Here is a 20284-nt window from a genome sequence, read left to right on the forward strand (position 1 = left end):
TTCGACTAACAGACAAACGACTTTTTATTATGTCTTTCAAAAAGAACAAAAAATTAAATAGTGATTTTTCCAGAATGACCATCAGTCTGGCCTCACCCGAATCGATCCTTGAGAGCTCCTTCGGTGAAGTGACCCAGCCTGAAACCATTAACTACCGGACTTATAAGCCGGAAATGGGAGGACTCTTCTGTGAGCGTATTTTTGGACCTGTAAAGGACTGGGAATGTCATTGTGGAAAATACAAGCGTATCCGTTACAAAGGGATTATTTGTGACCGTTGCGGTGTTGAAGTAACCGAGAAAAAGGTACGTCGCGAGCGCATGGGTCATATCGAACTCGTTGTTCCGGTAGCGCATATCTGGTATTTCCGTAGTTTGCCAAACAAAATTGGTTACCTATTGGGTCTATCTACCAAGAAATTGGATCAGATCATTTATTACGAGCGGTATGCTGTTGTACAGGCGGGTGTGAAGGAAGAAGATGGCGTAAGCTACCTGGATTTCCTTACCGAAGACGAATACTTGGATATCGTAGATAAGCTTCCTCGCGAAAACCAAATGTTGCCCGATACGGATCCCAACAAGTTTATCGCGAAAATGGGAGCCGATGCATTGGAAATGCTTCTTAGCCGTACCAACCTGGACGAGTTATCGTACCAGCTGAGGCACCAAGCGGCTACCGACACTTCGCAGCAGCGTAAGGCGGAAGCCCTTAAACGCCTTAAGGTGGTTGAAGCTTTCCGTGATGCCAACACCCGTATCGAGAACCGCCCTGAGTGGATGGTGATCCGTATGGTGCCGGTAATCCCACCAGAGCTTCGTCCATTGGTACCCTTGGATGGTGGGCGTTTTGCAACTTCAGATTTGAATGACTTATACCGTCGGGTAATTATTCGTAATAATCGTCTGAAGCGACTGATCGAGATTAAAGCTCCGGAGGTGATCTTGCGGAACGAAAAGCGTATGTTGCAGGAAGCGGTTGATTCGCTTTTTGATAATAGTCGCAAGGTGAATGCAGTACGTTCTGAAGGTAACCGTGCATTAAAATCCCTTTCCGATATGTTGAAAGGTAAGCAGGGACGTTTCCGTCAGAACTTATTGGGTAAGCGTGTCGATTATTCTGGTCGTTCGGTTATTGTGGTAGGCCCTGAGCTGAAACTTCACGAATGTGGACTTCCTAAAGACATGGCTGCTGAGCTTTTCAAGCCGTTTATTATCCGTAAGCTTATCGAGCGTGGCATCGTGAAGACGGTGAAATCTGCCAAGAAGATTGTGGATCGCAAGGATCCGGTAATCTGGGATATTTTGGAGAATGTGCTGAAAGGGCACCCTGTATTGCTCAACCGGGCTCCAACGCTTCACCGTTTAGGTATTCAAGCTTTCCAGCCGAAGCTGATTGAAGGAAAGGCTATACAGCTGCACCCATTGGTTTGTACGGCATTCAACGCCGACTTTGACGGTGACCAGATGGCCGTTCACGTGCCATTGGGTCAGGAAGCCGTACTGGAAGCCTCTATGCTGATGTTGTCATCGCATAATATCCTTAACCCTGCCAATGGTGCCCCTATTACGGTACCATCTCAGGACATGGTTTTGGGACTATATTATGTAACCAAAGGCCGTGTGCATACCCCTGAGTTCCCAATTATGGGCGAAGGTAAGATATTCTACGGTCCTGATGAGGTAATCATTGCCATCAACGAAGGCAAGTTGTCTAAGCATGCCAATATCAAGTGCCGCCTGCGCGTTCGCAATGATGATGGAAGCTTCGAAGAGAAAATTATTGACACCGTGGCCGGTCGTATCTTGTTCAATCAAGCTGTGCCAGAATCGGTAGGATATATTAATGAACTTCTGACCAAGAAAAAGCTTCAGCAAATAATTGGTCTGGTGTATAAAATGGCGGGCGTTGCACGTACTGCTCAGTTCCTGGATGAAATCAAAGAACTTGGTTTCCAAATGGCCTTTAAAGGTGGTCTGTCTATGGGATTGAACGACGTTATGGTGCCCGAAGAGAAAGAGAAACTGATCGAACAAGCCAAACTTGACGTTGAAAACGTTTGGAGTAACTATTTGATGGGTCTTATTACTGAAAATGAGCGCTATAACCAGGTAATTGATATCTGGACGCGTGTCAATTCTCGTATTACAGAAACCCTGATGAAACAACTTGAGACGGATCAAGGAGGCTTTAATTCAATCTATATGATGATGCACTCGGGAGCCCGTGGTTCACGAGAGCAAATTCGTCAGCTGGGTGGTATGAGGGGTCTTATGGCTAAGCCTCAGAAAAATATTGCTGGTGGTGCTGGAGAGATTATCGAAAACCCTATTCTTTCTAACTTTAAGGAAGGACTAGACGTTCTGGAATACTTTATCTCAACCCACGGTGCGCGGAAAGGTCTTGCCGATACAGCCCTTAAGACGGCTGATGCTGGTTACCTAACCCGTCGTTTGCATGATGTGGCCCAGGATGTAGTGGTAGTGGAAAATGACTGTGAAACGCTTCGCGGAATTCAAATTTCAGCCTTAAAAGATAACGAGGATATCGTTGAGCCCCTTTCGGAGCGTATCCTGGGACGTGTAAGTGTTCATGACATTTATGATCCGCTTAGCAATGAAATGATTGTTGAGTCAGGTGGTGAAATCACAGAAGAAATCGCTAATTATATCGACGAAACCAGTATCGAAACGGTAGAAATTCGTTCGGTATTGACTTGCGAAACGCGTAATGGAGTCTGTGCTAAATGTTACGGACGGAGCCTTGCCTCAGCCAAGATGGTTAATATCGGTGAAGCCGTTGGCGTTATCGCTTCTCAGTCTATTGGTGAGCCAGGTACACAGCTTACACTTCGTACATTCCACGTGGGTGGTACGGCATCTAACATTTCTGTTGATGCCAATATCAAGTCCAAGTTCGATGGTGTGGTTCAGTTTGAAGACCTGAGAATGGTAAAATCCGTAAATCAGGATGGCGATGATATCACGGTAGTGATGGGCCGTTCGGGTGAGGTGAAAATCGTTCATCCAGAAACCAAGCAACTCCTAATTAGCAATAACGTACCTTATGGTGCTCACTTGCTCGTTAAAGAGGGCGATATGGTTAGTAAAGGACAGGAACTTTGTACTTGGGACCCTTATCACGCCGTTATTCTATCCGAATTTACGGGTAAGGTAACATTTGATGCCATTGAAGAGGGTATCACTTACCGCGAGGAATTTGATGAGCAAACAGGCTTCCAGGAGTCCGTAATCATTGAAACTCGGGATAAAACCAAAAACCCTGCAATCGTTGTTACAGGAAAGAGTACCCTTCTGAAAGATCAGACTGAAAAGGGTTATAACCTTCCTGTAGGTGCACGTTTGGTTGTGAAGAGCGGGGCTGCGGTGAAAGCTGGTCAGCCACTCGCAAAAATTCCACGTGTGGTGGGTAAAACCCGTGATATTACCGGGGGTCTTCCCCGTGTTACCGAGCTTTTCGAAGCGCGTAACCCATCAAACCCAGCAACCGTTACTGAAATTGACGGAGTGGTATCCTATGGTGGTGTGAAAAGAGGTAACCGTGAGATTCATATCGAATCAAGAGACGGAACGCAGCGTCGTTATATGGTAGCCTTATCTAAGCATATTTTGGTGCAGGATGGTGACTTCGTAAGAGCGGGTGATCCGCTTTCGGATGGTGCGATTACTCCTGCTGATATCCTTTCTATCAAAGGACCTACAGCAGTACAGGAGTATCTGGTTAATGAAATCCAGGAAGTATACCGTCTGCAAGGGGTAAAAATCAACGATAAGCATATCGAGTGTATCGTACGCCAGATGATGCAGAAAGTTGAAATCCTTGATGCCGGTGATACTAACTTCCTTGAGATGCAACCTGTCGACCGCGTAGTTTTCCGCGAGGATAACGACAAAATCATCGATATGAAAGTAGTAGAAGATGCTGGAGATTCGGAAACTCTTAAACCGGGTATGATCATATCGGTACGCCGTTTGCGCGACGAGAATTCGAGTTTGAAGCGTCGGGATATGAAACTGGTAGTAGCCAGAGATGCCCAGGCTGCCGTTGCCAAACCTACGTTGATGGGTATCACCCAGGCGTCACTTGGTACCGAAAGCTTCGTGTCTGCAGCTTCCTTCCAGGAGACTACCAAAGTACTGAGCGAAGCCGCTGTTCGTGGTAAGCGCGATGAACTGAAGGGTCTGAAAGAGAATGTAATCGTAGGTCACTTGATTCCTGCCGGAACGGGTATGCGTAAGTATACAAATCTGATGGTAGGATCTCAGGATGAGTTCGATGCTCTAAATGAGTCCAAAGAAAAGCAAGCACGTAAAAAGCGTGAATTAGCTTAATTGCACTCGCAGCCTATAAATATAAAAGAGGCCGGTTGACGTTATGTCGACCGGCCTCTTTTTATTAGTTCTAAGAGCCGGTTCATAAGCGTAGCGGGTGGGGTGTCGTCGAGCATTTTAATTCTGCCTGCTCCTAGATAGATCCGCAGCTCCCCTGCTAAACATCTGCAGGAAAATATTAGAAAAATATTCATCATCTACTTTTCTCTTAAAGCCATTTTAGGCAAAGAATACCTTGATACTTTTGATGTAGAGGCATACGATTAGTGAAACAACTGAGATGTTTTCCTGAAAATTAACTTGAATAGGTTTTTAAATTTAGTAATTTTCAGGGCGGTGAGAAGTGACCTGAAAAATTAAATAATAAGATGGAAGAAATCAACAAGGAAAACGAGCAACAAATTAACGTAGAGCTATCAGAAGAAATGGCGGAAGGAGTTTATTCCAATCTGGCTATGATCGCTCATTCTAATTCAGAATTTATTCTGGACTTTATCAGACTCATGCCCGGTGTTCCCAGGGCTAAGGTTAAGGCGAGAATCATTCTCACTCCAGAGCATGCGAAGCGACTGATTGGCGCACTCAGAGAGAATATAGAGAAATATGAGGATCAATATGGACCGATACAGCAAACTCAGGATAACGACCCTCGCATGGATTTTCCGATAAGCTTCGGAGGTCCGGGAGGAGAAGCCTGATCTACTCCTGAGAGAACAAATAAATTAGCCCTGCCTTGCACTTTGGCAAAACAGGGCTGATTCTTATAAAATGAAAGTTTGTTCCTTTATAGGCGGATAATCTCGGCTCCAATTGCGTTGAGACGGCTATCGATATGCTGGTAGCCCCGGTCTATTTGCTCGATATTATCGATGATACTGACGCCCTTGGCCGACATGGCTGCAATCAATAAGGCTACACCGGCGCGAATGTCCGGGGATGTCATACGTATCCCTCTTAACTGAGCCTCTCTATTATGCCCAATTACCGTGGCGCGATGCGGGTCGCATAAGATGATTTGTGCACCCATTTCAATAAGTTTGTCAACAAAGAACAATCTGCTTTCAAACATCTTCTGGTGAATAAGTACGGTTCCCTGCGCCTGTATGGCTGTTACCAATACTATACTTAACAGGTCGGGGGTAAAGCCTGGCCAGGGGGCATCGGCTACTGAAAGAGTGGAACCGTCCAGATAGTTTTCGATTCGGTAATGTTCCTGAGCAGGGATAAAAATATCATCTCCTCTGAATTCCATCTTGATACCCAGTTTACTGAATACATCAGGGATTATCCCTAATTCCGGTATCTGGCAATCTTTGATGGTAATTTCTGATTGGGTCATGGCGGCAAGGCCGATAAAACTGCCTATTTCAATCATGTCGGGCAAAATCGTATGCTCCGTACCCTTAAGTTCAGATACGCCCTCAATGCGCAATAGATTGGAAGCAATTCCTGTTATTTTGGCCCCCATTCGATTCAGCATTTTTGCTAATTGCTGTAAATAGGGCTCACAGGCTGCGTTATAGATAGTTGTTTGGCCTTCGGCCATCACAGCAGCCATAAGCACATTGGCAGTACCGGTCACCGAAGCTTCGTCAAGTAGCATATAGGCACCTTTCAGATTGTCTGCATCGACCTTATAAAAGCCTCCGTCTTCCCGATCATAACTAAAGGTAGCGCCCAGTTTTTCAAAACCAAGAAAGTGGGTATCCATTTTTCTGCGGCCAATCTTATCGCCTCCAGGGCGTGGTATACGGCCCTTACGAAAGCGTGCCAGCATGGGTCCTAACAACATAACAGATCCTCTTAAGGCAGCCGCTTTGATTCGGTAATCTTCCGACTCCAAATGTTCCAGGTTAATATCGTCGGCCTGAAATTGAATACTGGATGGGCTCAGCCGATTTATTTTTACGCCCAGGTCCCCTAATAGACTGATAAGCTGATTTACATCTCGTATATCTGGGATGTTATGTATGGTCACCACCTCTTTGGTAAGCATTACAGCACATATTATCTGTAATGCTTCATTTTTTGCTCCCTGGGGCTGTATCTCGCCCTTTAGGCGGCGATCTCCTGTAATTTTAAATGAAGCCATGTATCTTTAAGACGAAATCTTGGTAAAAAAATGTGCACTGATGCTAACCACCATGCAAGGACTACAGATACAGTCCATGCAACAGGCTCTAAAGCTGAACCGGTAGAAATTAGTTGCCCGTTTTCTTCCTGTTTCGATTGTTTTTATTGCTGAATTTATTGTTAGGTCTACTTCTGTTCTGTTGCCCCTGCGATCCGTATCGCTCCTGATTAGGATTCGGGGGACGGAAATTAGCCTGGTTAGCCCTATTTCGTTCATGCACGTTGGTGTTGCGGTCCTTAGGCGTCGCATCAATTGGGCCATTAGCCCTTATATAGTCGATTTCGGCTTTTAGTTTACCTTTCGACAGATTTTCCAGTTGTCCCAAAATGACATGATCTTCCGGATTGTCTTTGTTCCAGGTATTGAAAAAAGAGCGCATTAATTTGAAAATATAAGAAACAAAGGCCAGGCGATCGTCGGGATCTTCCGCTTGAATTGCTTTTTCCAATAGCAAATCAATATTCCGACCATAATGCCGATAAGACAAATTGTGCTGATTATAGCCCACCGTCAGTGGTTTTTTGCCAAGTAGCTCCTTGGATGGAGGGGGATAAGGACTATCTACGTCCAGTTCGAAGCCGGACATAATATAAAGGTCGTCCCATAGCTTATTGGTGTAATCCTGGTTATCCCTCATGTTCGGATGTATCTGTCTCATGAGTTCGACCAAAATATGGGCATATAAGGTTCGTTTGGACCGATCTTCCATTTTAACGATCTGATCGGCTAATTTTTGTACGTTACTACCGTATTCTTTCAAGGAAATAGTATTTAAAGCTTAAGGAGCCTGTTAACATTCAGTATATATGCCGCAGCGTGCTTACACCTTGCCATTCTTCCTGAGCGATGGCTGTGCCATGCCCGCAGGAAATGCCTGCTTGACTCAAAGAACTTAGGATCATCAAGTATACCTTACAAACAGGCTTTACAAAAATAAGAAGTTTTGATGAAACAATTCATGGCATTCTATAATCGCTTTTAGATGGAAGACTTTGCCCGGTCATCAGCTGGAGGCGCAAAATGCCTTGTGGACTTACAGGTAGAAGCGTAATCCAGCTGATTAGCAGTATGACTAAGCCCATAAAATGCAACTTTCGGCTTAATGTCTGGGTAGAAATGGATATTAAAAGTGCCCAGCATATTAAGGATGTAAAGGGAGCTAATAATCGATATCCCAACTGATCAAAGGGGCTATAGATTCGTAAGATAAACAAAAATATCAGGTAAACGAAGCCCAGTGACGCGAGTTGCCACACCCAGCGACTGATCGTTTGCGACATAGGTTCCCATCGTCTTAAGATTCTGAAAATAACATAAAGGCCTAAAAGAATTTGGAAACACCGGGAAAAGTAGATGACCTCTTTCCAGGGCGGAGGATAATTACTCCAAACATTTGCCCATAGAGCAATATCGGGCCAACTCCATGGACCGAAGATTGCTGTTGCTTCGGATGTGACGGAAAAGCGATCTCCCCCATAATAACTTCCCGATTGCAGATAGTTATAAAACAGATACGCCATCATGGAGAAAGTCCATCCACAGATAATGAGCACTTGAAGGTGTGCACCCTCCCGGGTTCCGCACCTGTAATGGTGCCTAAGCTTCACGATACCCTGAAGGATAACAAAGGGTAGAATAAACACCCCTGCGTAACGAACAACAAACAATAACACCCCCAAAAGAAGGCTTATTAGAGCGAGATTTACGCTCTTTTTTTCCAAAAAGAGCGTATACCCCCTATGCCAGCTTATTACCACAAGTAGGAACAAAGGTTCGGACCAGCTATGGGCCCAAAGTTTTATAAATGGCCCCGACAATAGAAGACTACCCATTAATACAGCACGGTAAGGACCAAACCAATGGCGAAAACAATAAAGCAGTAGGGCAGAAGCAGCTAAGTTTACACATTTGGAAGCCCAAAGCACCGAAAGGCCTGTGATCTGGGCCATAGCGGCTATGCTTATTGAGTAGCCAATAGGAAAAGTACTATTCCAACTCAATACCCCATTTTGCAGGACCTTGTACCCCTTTCCATTCAAAATGTTCTGGGCACCTTCCAGATAATATCTGGAGTCGACTGTAGTATAATGATTGGGATTGCTACAGGCGAGCCCCAGCACAAGTGACACTTGCAGGAGCCATATTGCCAGCAGATAGTGGTCGAAAGAGTCGGTTACCAGCTTAGGTTGCATCACGACTATAGTTTTCAGAAAATGTCTTATGGTAGGTAATCAAGCCGGCCTGCCGACAAAGTGTACCCCCAGTTGATGTTCGGATCAATGATTTGGATGCGGTAAAAGTAGCTGCCAGCAGTAAGTCCGCGTGGTAACCATAACCATCTGTTTAGGCCTATAATGGGTAAACCATGATGCCGAATAATGCACCGGCCACTTGCGTCCCATACTTCCACTTGCCAGCCAGGAGGAGGGTGTTCCCCTTCTAATGTCCATTCGAAGACCACCCAATCTTTGGAGGGATTGGGATACACGCGATAATCATGGATAGGTTGGGGCGTAAGAACTTTCAGTTTTACCTCGTATGGTTTCGCCCAATTATGGCTACGGTCCCGGGCATAAACCTGCAGCAGATAGGTGCCAGCGACTAGGGGAAGGCCGGGACGGGTTGTGATCTTTAAAGTACCGGATGGGGAAAGTTCCCAACCTGCTGATGCCAGATACAGACGTTCGGCATAGCAGCCATAACACTCCCGGGTAAGATAAACGAGTAGTGCTGAAGTGTCTGTGGGAGGATAAGTAAGATGATTATCGATAATCTGGAATTCGAAAATTGCTTCCGGATGTATGGCCTCATAATTCTTGACCAGTCGTCCGTCTACACGTACTTGCAATACCGGTGGAGCCAGGTCGGGTATTACCTCAAATTCATGGTGCCAGATGTTATTATGGTAGCTCAATTCCGCTATGCGGCTGCTGTTAAATTCAATTCTAAGCTTATTTTGACCTACTTTACCGAGGGTAGGTAATTGGATCGTCAATTCAGCTTCTGCATAGGGAGCGGGTGGTGGGAATGTATAAATCGTTTCTGAGAATTTTCCGCCAGCTTGCCAGGTTTGACTAACTTTTATAGAGTCTGTAAATTCAATGGGTGCGAGATTCCTGAATACAATGATGGAGGAGAAAGGGGCTCCTTCCATTACTTGCCTAATAGCACCTGAAGTAGGTAGCGCAATCCCTTCAGGCAGTGCTGGGGTGGAGGGCGAAAATGGGGTTTGCTGACTGATACTACGCCAGGGAGACGATTTATTCCCTTCTCCTGCCATACTAACCCTCCAATAGAGGGTAGAGTTAATTGGGAGGATTTGGCGGGAACTTGCTAAAGCGTCCCTAGCCGACACCAGTTGTTGCTGATAGTCTGGGCTGGTAAAACTACTGTCGGAATCCCATTCAAATTTAATTAGACCATCTGGAAACCCATTTGCAGTTTGAGCCATTACCGTTACTTCAGTAGCTCCGGTAGTAAAATTTGTTCCAGGCCATAGAGGTTGGGCCCCTGCAGGAGGGAGATACCAGGTATGAGAAACGCTGTTATTGCTTTTATCGCTTTCCGTTAACAAATGGTCAGGGTCTATAGTTAAAAACCATTGCTCGTTTCCACCCGATAATATCCTGTTTGGAATAATAATATCCAGCAATTTTTTAGACCTGGGAGCTTCCGTGCGAAGGTTCTCAACTTGAATCAGCTGTTTCTCCTGATATCTGGAAACGTTGATAGAAAGGCTGTCGGGCCGATATATTCCTTGATTGGATAGATTGATTTGCAATCTTAAGCTGTCATGCCCGGCCGAAGCTTCGCTGCTGGATACTGAGGTAATGCGAAGGTGTCCAGGTGGCCAGATGTAATCGGGCAGGGTGGCAGGAAAAATTTTTATTGCCGGATCACCTTGAAGGGCCATTTGTGTGCTGGTAATGCCATCAAGTATATGCGGATAACGCTCCATATTTCGTTTGATGGCTTCCAGTTGAATGTCACCGAAGCCTTTAGAGCGGAAAGATGAGTCGGCGAGAACCTCATAGAAACTGTCGGTATAATGTTTTAACTGAGCTGTTAATCCATTATGTGTATGTGCGATCGCTAAAACTGCTCCCTTGCCCTTCGCCAGTATCCAGTCGTTGGTCAGGGTGGGTTGGCTATAGTAGAAGTTACCTATCGCGCAGCCATTAACCAGCAGGGCAGGATAAAAAGGATGGTTCTGGTAAAGGCGGCGGGGGTCTGAGGCTAGGCCTATATCAATATCGGAGCGGTTGAGGCCGGTATGGCCAAATAAAGTCATAAGGGCTACTCCCCGATTGACCGGTTCATGGATTCCAAATTGTTCGGATGCTTGTTCTCCTTGTTTGGAAATAGTAGATATATCGGGCACCAGATTTGAGGCCTCGAGTTTTCCTGCAAAAGCATCGACATATTCCCGAAAAACAGATCGCTCCGCTAGGCTAAGTCCTCCGCTAAGGTGCAGAATGCGTTTGCGCCAAGCTGCAGTTACAGGCTCCCCCTCTATTCCTTTTACCTTTTCCATATAATCTAGAATGTGGAGAGGATTGTCGGTATTTAGGCGGCCGACAGGGATTAAGGGGATAAATTCACCTCTTCCATTAAGCGCCGTTGTCAAAGGGAGGTCAGATCCGGGCCAGCCTGCACTGGGCACCTGATCCAGGCTTTCTCTTTTGGTGGATTTACGGGCCGTTTGAGGGTCTATGGATTTTCCAATGATGAAAACATAGCGGAGGGATGGAAGGGAAGTAATAAGCTTACGAATCCCTAAAGGTCCCCTATCACCATATTGAAATCGGTCGGCGACCTCATCCATGTTCATCATTAGTACTCGAAAGTTCCCTCCATTGGCCGATTGCCGGTAGTTGGCATATTCTTGGACGGCATCCTTCCCTTCTAGGGGGCGACGCAAGGAACCATGTGTAAGAATAAGATAGTCGACCGATTGGAATGGCAGAGAGGGAAAGTGTACTAATTTTGGGAAAGAAATATTGAGAGGCTCGCTCATGGCAAGAACTCTGGTTCCCTTCCAGGATAGTATCTCCTGTTTTGCACTGATTCTCTCGGGAGTCGTTGGGTGGCTTATATCATAAAAGTGCCATGAGGGGTCTTTATCAATTTTCCAGCTCTTAGCTCCGGGTTCGAAATGACAAATATGTTGACCTTGTCCCAAAGAGAATATACTTTTTTTTGGATATCGGAGCAGGGCATAGGATAGGGACACGACACTTTTGTCCAGATTGGAATGTATTTCTAACCTCAATTCCTTTGCGTTGAAAAAGTCGGTAATCGATAAGGAGGTATCATAGACCAGGGTGTGGTAGCCACTCCATTGTTGTATTCCTAACATTCGGGCTGAACCATCGGCCAATCTGACAAAGAGGGTAGTACGGTGCTGCCCTGCCGATCTTCCTGCCAATAACAACTTTAAATGTATACTGGAATCTGAGTAAAATAGGGCCTGGTCTAAGGGGATAGACCAGATGTAAGGGATATTTTGTTTGATGGCGGGCCCTGTCCAGCCTTCACCAAGGTCATACTCTGTTCGGACCGATCCATTAGAATATCCGCTCTCAGGAGGGTAAAATTGCCCGGCAACATAGTCGGTTGTCAGCATGTTTAAATGCTCATGAAGATGATGGTCGATAACTTGGTAACTGCCCGAATCTTGGGAATCTTTTATCCTCTGTGCTGGCTCGGGTCTATGGTGCCAGGCAAGAAAATGAACGGCGGTGTCACTGTAAAGACTGTAGAATGGATGCGGAAGATATTCTGGCTTAAGGTATAATGCCGCTTCGTGGCGACCATCATTTTTTTCAGCATAGAATCCTAAAGATTGAAAACTTCCATCTTTTGATTTTTTTACTTCCAGAGAGAGCTCTTGCCCTCGTCTATAAAGCCTGATTTGGTCTATGTCGACCTGGTCTACCGGCACTCCTGCCAGAAGCAGTGACGCACGGGAGATTTGATAAAAACCCGTTTGTACTATGGGAATCCGTAGATATGATTGATCAGACTCTGTCCAGTCTAGGGTACAATCGGGTTGAGCTCTGAGTAAATTACTTCCCCACAGTAGAATCCAGATGGATAAGCCCCCAAGCGATTGAGCGAAGTTCATGTCTCCAGACGCTTTCAGGTCTTAATATACACAAAAACTTAGTCATTATTTAGTCTTTCTCTCAAATACGTTCATAGAAAAAGCATAGACATGCTCCTGGTCAATTCCATGGTATTCAGATGTTGTAAGTTCCCATTGGTCCCTGTTGACAGATGGGAAAAAGGCATCCCCATCCAGATGTGCATGTACGACCGTCAGATATAATCGCTGAGCCCTATCGATCGCCTGTTCGAATACGCTTGCTCCTCCCAATATAAATATCTCCTTTTCATCTTGAAGCAGTTCTAGAGCGGTATCTAGGTCTGGTGCTAATGTGCTATCGGGAATATTTGCGCCACTCCTGCTGAGAACGACATTCTTGTAAGTAGAATGAAGCGCGTCGGGTGCCTCAAAGCTTTTTCGTCCAGTGATAAAGGCCTTCCCGTCTGTTATTCTCCTAAAATGTTTCCACTCATCTGGTAAGTGCCACGGAAGTCTATTGGCTTTGCCTATTACGTGGTTCTCACTCATGGCAGCAATGATGTATATTTTTGGTATCGCTTTCACAGATATTAGATCCCGTTAATTCAGTCATCAATATATTAATAAATATTATAAAATACGTTTTTGATCTCCATATTGCCACCTATCCTGAAAACCGTCCATTTAACAGAAAAATAAAATATAATTAACACAGTACCTTGCATCGCAAAGTACCTGTGTATACCTTTGTAGTGTTGGTTGTGAGAACCAATGACGCTTGCAGCTATTAGCCATGAAAAAAATTAAGCAAGATTTTAAAATAATTCAAAGATATGAAGATAGAAAATGCCCAGGTGCAGATGCGAAAGGGAATTCTCGAATTCTGCATTCTGCATATCATATCGCGCGGGGAGGTATATGCTTCCGACATGCTGGATGAGTTGACATCGGCCAAGATGATGGTGGTAGAGGGGACCCTTTATCCCTTATTGACCCGATTGAAAAATTCAGGCTGGCTGGATTACAAATGGGTTGAATCTTCATCTGGTCCGCCGCGCAAGTATTACGTACTAACCGAAGAGGGGAAGATTTTTATGAAGGCGATGGAGGCCACTTGGTTCGAGCTAGTCGATTCGGTAACATTTGTTATTAAGCGCACAGAGGAAGTACGGAAGAGCGACTCCGAGATATCCTGAACCTAACGATCCTTATACAGATATTTGATTATCAGCATCATGAAAAAGACAATTAGCATCAATATTGGTGGCATGATCTTCCACATAGAAGAAGACGGCTACGACAAATTAAAAAATTATTTAGCGTCGATACAGCGTTACTTCAGTTCCTTTGCCGATAGTAAGGAGATTGTCTCTGATATTGAAGCGCGAGTAGCAGAGCGCTTTTATAGCAAACAAAAGTCGGAAGCCAAGCAGGTAATTTCTCTGGAGGATGTAGAGGAGTTAATTACGGCAATGGGGACAGTGGCCGACTTTCAGGAATTAGAAGAGTCGGAGGATATCATGGCCGATCCACTGGAAGTTTCCGGTGAGGATCAATCAGAGCCTAAACCGGCCTTCGAAACGGCAGAGCAGGAAAAGGCTCGGTTCGCACCGAGAACCGGTCCACGTAAGTTATATCGGGATTTACGACGTAAACTGATCGGAGGGGTAGCAGCTGGGCTGGGTAATTATTTCGCTATCGATGCTATTTGGGTTCGATTAGGCTTCTTAATTGGTGTGGTAGGGCTTCCTGCAGGCTCTGGCATGATGCACCTTAATATGGAAGATGAGTTTGGTTCGTTGTCGGGACTGATCGTAATCTTATATATTGCCATGTGGGTGGCTTTTCCAGGATCTGCCACTTTAGAAGAGGATGTTAATATCAAGAAATTTTATCGTAATCCCGACCGGAAGGTAGTAGGCGGGGTAGCAGCAGGTATAGCTTCCTATTTTGGAATAGACGTTGGGGTAGCCCGCTTCCTGTGGGTTATATCAATATTATTTTTCGGTACTGGATTACTAATTTATATCGTTCTCTGGGTTATTGCTCCATCGGCCAATACCCTTACGGAGAAGATGGAAATGCAAGGGGAGCCTATTACCCTGTCTAATATTGAATCTAATATCAAACAAAGTCTTAATCTGGATGCGGGTGCAGGGGAAGAGCCGGCACTTTCTAAAATCGTGCTATTCCCATTTCGTGCCATTGCCATGATCATAGGGGCTTTGGGTAAGCTATTTAAGGGCCTTGGCCCAGTGCTTAGGGTATTGGTAGGGGTGTTGCTGGTCGGTTTTTCGGCCTCTTCTCTGCTCGGACTCATTATTGGAGCCAGCGTGGTTTTGGGTCTGACGAGCTGGGTTCCACTGGATGGTATGCCCGTCTTTTTTCTGATCTTTCAGGAGTTGCCTGGAACACTTATCCTGTTTGGGATTCTGACTGCAGCCATACCACTTATTGTATTTTTACTATTAGGACTTACTCTATTATCCAACCGCCGGATAGCTCCCCCATCCGTATGGTTGACTCTTGCCGGGCTCTGGATCGTGGGGATCATTGGCGCGACCATTGGCGGGATTTCTTATCAGCGCAACTTTGCTACCCGAGGTGAAGTCCTTCAAACCGAGTCTTTTGAAATGCCATCAGGGACACTGACTTTAGACAGAGCCGAAGATTATGAATCCGATCACTTAGATCTGGAAGTTCATCTGGCTGGTTTTGCAGTAGAAGACAGCATCCGAATCGAGAAAAGGTTACATTCTCGAGGACGCAGCAGAGAAGATGCCCGACGCATTGCAGGTAAACTGGACTACCAGGTAGGCTGGCATGACTCTACTCTGGTAGTGAACGAAGGGCCGACATTAGGTGCGCTGTCTAATTTTAGAAACCAGCGTATCGACCTCACCATTTACGTTCCCTATGGTAAAACATTTATCATGAGTCAGAATTTCTACCATGCCAGTCAGCATTGGGGTGATGCTCAATCGGCAGCGAAACGCTATAACCTTGATGACGGGGATGTCAACTGGAAATCTCTTCGCTGGGTCATGCTCCGCGATTCAGGTCTAGTATGTACCAATATGCCAGAACGCTTCCTGAGGACAGAAGAGGAGCAATCCGGTGAGTCTTATTCCTATGAAGATGATTCAAATAGTGAAGTGGAACTCGGCGAGAGGGGTACGTATATCAAGCAATTTCCAGTAAGAGATTTTAATAGCCTAGATCTGGGTGGGGCCTATGCCATTAGCATTCGACAAGGGGCTGAATATAGCCTGACCGTAGACGGAGATATGGAAGATGTGGATGATATGGAGGTAACTGTGGAAGGAGGCACTCTACGGGTCAGCCGATCCGACGATTTCAGTATTTTTGGGAATAATAAATGGAGAAGGGTAGGATTAGTAATTACTACACCCAGTCTGGAACGTCTCGAGTTATCCGGGGCCAACAAAGCACGTGTATCTGGGTTTAAGGGCCTGAATAAGCTCTATATCGATGTAAGTGGAGCTACGCAATCGGAGGTAGATGTAGAAACGGAGCAGCTCGTTGTAGACATGTCGGGAGCTTCCAAATTGACCTTAAAAGGGACGGCCAATCAGGTCGAAATGGATATTTCGGGAGCTTGTAAGGTAGATGCCACCCGCATGCGGATAGAAAGAGCGGATGTTTCTGCCTCAGGAGCTTCCCGTGCCGAAATGGGCCGGGTAGGAAATATGGAAAAGCATACCTCTGGGGCTAGTAAGGTGGAAGTGAACCAATAAATTTTATAATTCTTGAATAGGAATCCGTGCAACCTTTTGGGAAATCGGACATCTATTATAGAAACAACTGAAATTATGAAAACCAATATTCTTACTTTATTATTTTTACTGGCACTATCATGCGTTGCAAATGGCCAAGAGACCCGCCGATTCTCGGAAAAAGGATTCTCAAGGATATCACTAGGTAGTGCCTTTAAAGTGGAGATAGTGCAAGGCGCTGAATATGATATTGTAGCCACTGGAAGCCAAGAAGACCTTTCGGCCCTTCGGTCTACTGTAAAAGGAGGGACCTTCAGTCTGGGTTATGATAAAAATATTAAACAAAACCGACGTAATGAAGTTAGGCTACATATTACTATGCCCTCCCTGGAGGCTATTAGTTTCTCAGGGGCCAGTAATGCCCAGATAGCACGGTTTAGCGGAACGAAAAATATGAATGTGGAGGTGTCTGGAGCGTCTAAGGTAGTCATGGATTTGTCGGCCGAAAAAGTTTCTCTGGAGCTAAGTGGGGCGTCTGGATTAGTCCTTAAAGGATCCTGCACACTGCTGAATGGAGAAATATCGGGTGCATCCTCCCTAAAAGCACAGGAGCTTGTCTGTGAAGAGGTTAATCTGGAAGCGTCTGGGGCCAGCAATGGCCATGTGGTTGCTCAGCAAAAACTACGTGCCCATGCTAGTGGAGCGAGTAGCATTCGGTATGCTGGTACGGTTAAAGATATACAATCACATACTTCGGGTGCTAGTTCTGTAAAGCGGAAATAACCGTTTTTATTTATAAACAAGGGAAGTCGGCGTAAGCCGACTTCCCTTGTTTATAAGCCTTTTTGACCCAATAAAGTTAGTTTGCTACCTATGAGGTTGGTCTGATTCAGAGAAGGGTATTTTTGCTTTTATAGATATTTCTAAGCTGCAATTCAGTTTTTTAAGAAGGCTTGCCAATTGGGCGCTAATTGGAACCAACGATAATATTTTCAAACTTTACCCAACCTCAGTATATATCTTCATTATGGATATTTTTGACCTTGTCACGACCGATTTTTTATGATGAATTTAATAACCAATAGGCAGTAGCAATCAACGCGAAAATCGTTTTCGGGCTTATCGGCCAAATTCCTGCGCTCATGGAATGGATCGTAGTGAATATATCTTATTTTCTGCTCCAATTTTGTCATAGTGTCCATTAATACCGCCACAGGATCTCGTTGCCAAATCCTATGAGGTCTTTCTTTATCATTTAGTTAAAAAAAAGGAAGAATTTTGGGATGGTTTAACTGTAAATCTTTTAAAATCTTATGATTGGTAAATTTGTTGAAACTTGCGTGAGCCATTTTATTACCGTTTGGTTCTTTCATTTCCCAAACTACATGCAGGTGATTAGGCATGAATATAAATGCATAAATCTTAATCATTTCCCTACTAACTAATTAACGCCATGAGGCAAGGATGCTTTCCTTATATTTTGTTGGTTTCAACAGAAGTTTCCAGTCTTTAATTGTATCCGTCCAAAAATAAACCCTATCAAATTCCATACGTGCGTTTCGAAATTGGCTTGGCTGATGTTTCAAATGTTAACAATATACACTTCTATGCGTAAATTGCTTTATATTAATGGTCTGTGAAGACACAGACCACGGTCTGGAGACGCCTTTCTCCATGCCTTTGCGGGTAATGGAAGTAACGATCCCGCGTGCCCGGGGTCGCGCACGACTCGAAAATTTGAGATTCTCCGTAATAATCCACAGGATCGATACCGCCTGCTCCAGGGTAATTGTAATATCTTGAAGTGGTAAGCCGGTCCAGGCAATCATAGGTAAACCCGTAGTTATAAGCCGCTCTGCCTTTCACCTGCCAGGTCATCTGGCCAATGTTTCCGCTGTTCTGGGAAGTTGCACCGACTGCCGTGGTGTTGGTATTATATCTGAGTTCCTGCCGGAAAAAGATGATCATTTGTAGCGGAAAAGGTGGGTTATTGCTTTACGATTTTCTTAGTTATCAAAGATCCATCCGCAATTAAAATCTTGACCAGATAAACACCAACGGATAAATTGCTCATCTCAATCCCTTCTGTTGGTATATTGTCAGCACTGTAAACCACTTTACCCGCATTGTTGATTAACTGTATTTTCCCGGTGCTAGCACCCTTTATTTTCAGCAGGTCTTTAACCGGGTTGGGATAAAAAGTAATCGCATTGGCTTCCGTTTGAAAACCAAAATCCAGGCTTTGGATGCGACTGTATGCAAATGTACCATCCTTATCGATCATTTTAAGCCGGTACAGGTTTTCTCCGGGCCGCGTTCGGTCATCCAAAGGCACTTTGTCTACAAATACATACCTAGAAGCTTTATCCCCATTTGCCGCAACACTTCCAAGAACCATCCACTTCTTACCGTCCTGGCTTCTCTCCACTTCGAAACGGTCAGAATTAATTTCAGAGGATGTCTGCCAATTCAACAATGCTGTTGTGCCTTCTTTGTTAGCAGTAAAACTTATTAATGTGACAGGGAGGGGAGGTGAAGAATATAATCTTTTGATCCGATTTCCGGATGTATCATATGAATATATTGTTTGCGCCGATGCTAATCGGGAAACAAACAAAAACAATATTAGTACGCATAATTTTTGCATATCAGTTTTTAGTCTATTTAATTTTAATAAAAATGTAGCTCGTGGTGAGTAACTGGGTGATCCACAAATTTTCATCGAGGAACCTTTATTTTCTTATAAAACCAATATACATTACTCAAACTATCTTAACTATTTGCGTTTTCCAAAAGGATAGTAATTGGTTTCTCAACCGTGGTCTTTACAGATTTTTCGCATTGTGAAGTTTCCAGTTTCGATGGTAAAATGAACTCGAAATCAGTTTGCATTCAAACTATGCTTTGGAAATCTGTGGGAGACCACGGAATAGATTCTAATGCTCGTCTTAGCAGTAAATTAGCTTCTACACATCTTCATCCTCAAAAAAATCAGGATGCAGTGGTATAGATTTAAAAATCTTTTCTACAAAATGATTTTTATGAGAAAAGAGTTGTTGGCTCTCTTTACTTTCAATATTAGGATAAATACTTAATACTAATGCATCTTTTAAAGGAAGATAATTTCCACAAAAACAACACATCACTTCTGAATTATTATTCAACTGACCATCCATGATTTTTTCCCATTCTATTAATTGATTTTTTTGACCAATTATTCATTGTTGTTATAAGCTTACCTGTATTTTGATTTTCTATAAACCCACTAAATTTTCCAGGCGAAACTTCATGAATAAAAACTTTTGCTCCATCGCCTTGTATAATCGGATTTTTAACTAGTGATTTAATAGCACCTACTTCTTCCAAAGAAAGCACCCCACCTCTTGTTGCCGCTGCACCGGCTATTCTCTCTGCTCCATGCGCAGTGAGCTCAACTCCGCGTTTAGCGGCAACTCTTGCTAACCACTGTGCTCTAATCAACCCAACAAGCGGCTTGGCTAACCATTCTATCGGCTTGGCTAATGGTATCACCATAAATTCAATAGTATGGTCACTTTCAATACCATCAATGGCTGGCATTGGTTGCCCGGGTTTCCATCCAGCTGCTGCCAGTTTTGCTTCTATGGAATTTTCCTTTTCTTGCTCCCTGCCTTTTTTCTTATCATCATTCTTCTCTCTAAATCTCTGACTAGCCGCCTCGTTTTGCGCAGCCATCTCAGCCGAAGACGTAAACCCACCATAAGCCGAGCTCTCCCGTCCATCCGGATCAATAAACCGAACCGGATTATTGTTTCCATAAGCATAAGGTGACCATCTTCTCGAAACCTCACTAGCCGGATCCACCTCCCACCAGCTCCCTAACCTTGGATCCAGCCACCTAGCCCCATAATCATAGAAATTAAGGTCAAACTCTTCACTCAGTTCTTTACCATTATAAAGATACTTATACTTTGAATCCGTAGTTGCAACCAAA

General features: G+C 44.5%; 14 protein-coding genes. 5 read left to right on the forward strand and 9 right to left on the reverse strand.

Going from position 1 to position 20284, the window contains the following annotated elements:
* Positions 1–29 precede the first annotated feature (29 nt).
* Positions 30–4352: a DNA-directed RNA polymerase subunit beta' gene (gene rpoC / locus X939_RS0108930; protein ID WP_025762915.1), complete on the forward strand. Its 4323-nt coding sequence runs from the start codon at positions 30–32 to the stop codon at positions 4350–4352.
* A 368-nt stretch (positions 4353–4720) separates the two neighbouring features.
* On the forward strand, positions 4721–5050 hold the full coding sequence (locus X939_RS0108935) for a DUF3467 domain-containing protein (protein ID WP_025762916.1): 330 nt from the start codon (positions 4721–4723) through the stop codon (positions 5048–5050).
* Between the two features lie 86 nt (positions 5051–5136).
* On the opposite strand, the gene murA is transcribed toward X939_RS0108935, so the two are convergent.
* The 5 genes from murA to X939_RS0108960 form a co-directional block, all read right to left on the reverse strand.
* Positions 5137–6444: a UDP-N-acetylglucosamine 1-carboxyvinyltransferase gene (murA, locus tag X939_RS0108940; RefSeq protein WP_025762917.1), complete on the reverse strand. Its 1308-nt coding sequence runs from the start codon at positions 6442–6444 to the stop codon at positions 5137–5139.
* 109 nt (positions 6445–6553) lie between these two features.
* Positions 6554–7246: a DUF4290 domain-containing protein gene (locus X939_RS0108945; RefSeq protein WP_025762918.1), complete on the reverse strand. Its 693-nt coding sequence runs from the start codon at positions 7244–7246 to the stop codon at positions 6554–6556.
* Between the two features lie 196 nt (positions 7247–7442).
* A complete protein-coding gene (locus X939_RS0108950; protein WP_131694723.1) occupies positions 7443–8681 on the reverse strand; it encodes a hypothetical protein in 1239 nt (412 codons plus the stop codon).
* A gap of 23 nt (positions 8682–8704) precedes the next feature.
* Positions 8705–12613, reverse strand: a complete 3909-nt coding sequence (gene porU2, locus X939_RS22965) for a putative type IX secretion system sortase PorU2 (protein ID WP_025762920.1) — start codon at positions 12611–12613, stop codon at positions 8705–8707.
* A gap of 45 nt (positions 12614–12658) precedes the next feature.
* Positions 12659–13159: a dihydrofolate reductase gene (locus X939_RS0108960; RefSeq protein ID WP_131694722.1), complete on the reverse strand. Its 501-nt coding sequence runs from the start codon at positions 13157–13159 to the stop codon at positions 12659–12661.
* A 248-nt stretch (positions 13160–13407) separates the two neighbouring features.
* Here X939_RS0108960 and X939_RS0108970 point away from each other — a divergent pair, with 248 nt between their 5' ends.
* The 3 genes from X939_RS0108970 to X939_RS0108980 all read left to right on the forward strand — a co-directional run bounded on the left by X939_RS0108970 (position 13408) and on the right by X939_RS0108980 (position 17094).
* Positions 13408–13770 carry a PadR family transcriptional regulator gene (locus X939_RS0108970; RefSeq protein WP_025762922.1) on the forward strand — a complete coding sequence of 121 codons (363 nt, stop codon included), beginning with the start codon at positions 13408–13410 and terminating at the stop codon, positions 13768–13770.
* Positions 13771–13809: 39 nt separating this feature from the next.
* Positions 13810–16332 carry a PspC domain-containing protein gene (locus X939_RS0108975; protein WP_025762923.1) on the forward strand — a complete coding sequence of 841 codons (2523 nt, stop codon included), beginning with the start codon at positions 13810–13812 and terminating at the stop codon, positions 16330–16332.
* A gap of 75 nt (positions 16333–16407) precedes the next feature.
* Positions 16408–17094 (forward strand): head GIN domain-containing protein, encoded by a 687-nt coding sequence (locus X939_RS0108980; protein ID WP_229236033.1) that lies wholly within the window; start codon positions 16408–16410, stop codon positions 17092–17094.
* Between the two features lie 806 nt (positions 17095–17900).
* Here X939_RS0108980 and X939_RS23595 read toward each other — a convergent pair.
* The 4 genes from X939_RS23595 to X939_RS0109005 form a co-directional block, all read right to left on the reverse strand.
* The gene (locus X939_RS23595; RefSeq protein WP_131694721.1) at positions 17901–18140 is read right to left on the reverse strand and encodes a hypothetical protein; all 240 of its coding nucleotides are present in this window, start codon (positions 18138–18140) and stop codon (positions 17901–17903) included.
* A gap of 158 nt (positions 18141–18298) precedes the next feature.
* Entirely contained in the window at positions 18299–19033 is a 735-nt protein-coding gene (locus X939_RS0108995) for a T9SS type A sorting domain-containing protein (RefSeq protein WP_084299372.1), read from the reverse strand.
* A gap of 244 nt (positions 19034–19277) precedes the next feature.
* Positions 19278–19487 (reverse strand): hypothetical protein, encoded by a 210-nt coding sequence (locus tag X939_RS0109000; protein ID WP_025762927.1) that lies wholly within the window; start codon positions 19485–19487, stop codon positions 19278–19280.
* Positions 19468–20283: an RHS repeat domain-containing protein gene (locus X939_RS0109005; RefSeq protein ID WP_025762928.1), complete on the reverse strand. Its 816-nt coding sequence runs from the start codon at positions 20281–20283 to the stop codon at positions 19468–19470. The genes X939_RS0109000 and X939_RS0109005 overlap by 20 nt, the downstream gene beginning before the upstream one ends.
* Position 20284 lies beyond the last annotated feature (1 nt).

Origin of the sequence: Dyadobacter tibetensis Y620-1 (assembly GCF_000566685.1) — a bacterium.
GTDB classification, from domain to species: Bacteria; Bacteroidota; Bacteroidia; order Cytophagales; family Spirosomataceae; genus Dyadobacter; species Dyadobacter tibetensis.

What these genes read in the sequence shown, in the direction of transcription:
- rpoC (WP_025762915.1), top strand. Translation starts at nt 30, where the DNA reads ATGTCTTTCAAAAAGAACAAAAAATTAAATAGTGATTTTTCCAGAATG.
- X939_RS0108935 (WP_025762916.1), top strand. Translation starts at nt 4,721, where the DNA reads ATGGAAGAAATCAACAAGGAAAACGAGCAACAAATTAACGTAGAGCTA.
- murA (WP_025762917.1), bottom strand. Translation starts at nt 6,444, where the DNA reads ATGGCTTCATTTAAAATTACAGGAGATCGCCGCCTAAAGGGCGAGATA.
- porU2 (WP_025762920.1), bottom strand. Translation starts at nt 12,613, where the DNA reads ATGAACTTCGCTCAATCGCTTGGGGGCTTATCCATCTGGATTCTACTG.
- X939_RS0108970 (WP_025762922.1), top strand. Translation starts at nt 13,408, where the DNA reads ATGAAGATAGAAAATGCCCAGGTGCAGATGCGAAAGGGAATTCTCGAA.
- X939_RS0108975 (WP_025762923.1), top strand. Translation starts at nt 13,810, where the DNA reads ATGAAAAAGACAATTAGCATCAATATTGGTGGCATGATCTTCCACATA.
- X939_RS0108980 (WP_229236033.1), top strand. Translation starts at nt 16,408, where the DNA reads ATGAAAACCAATATTCTTACTTTATTATTTTTACTGGCACTATCATGC.
- X939_RS23595 (WP_131694721.1), bottom strand. Translation starts at nt 18,140, where the DNA reads ATGATTGCCTGGACCGGCTTACCACTTCAAGATATTACAATTACCCTG.
- X939_RS0108995 (WP_084299372.1), bottom strand. Translation starts at nt 19,033, where the DNA reads ATGAAAATTTGTGGATCACCCAGTTACTCACCACGAGCTACATTTTTA.
- X939_RS0109000 (WP_025762927.1), bottom strand. Translation starts at nt 19,487, where the DNA reads ATGGATGGTCAGTTGAATAATAATTCAGAAGTGATGTGTTGTTTTTGT.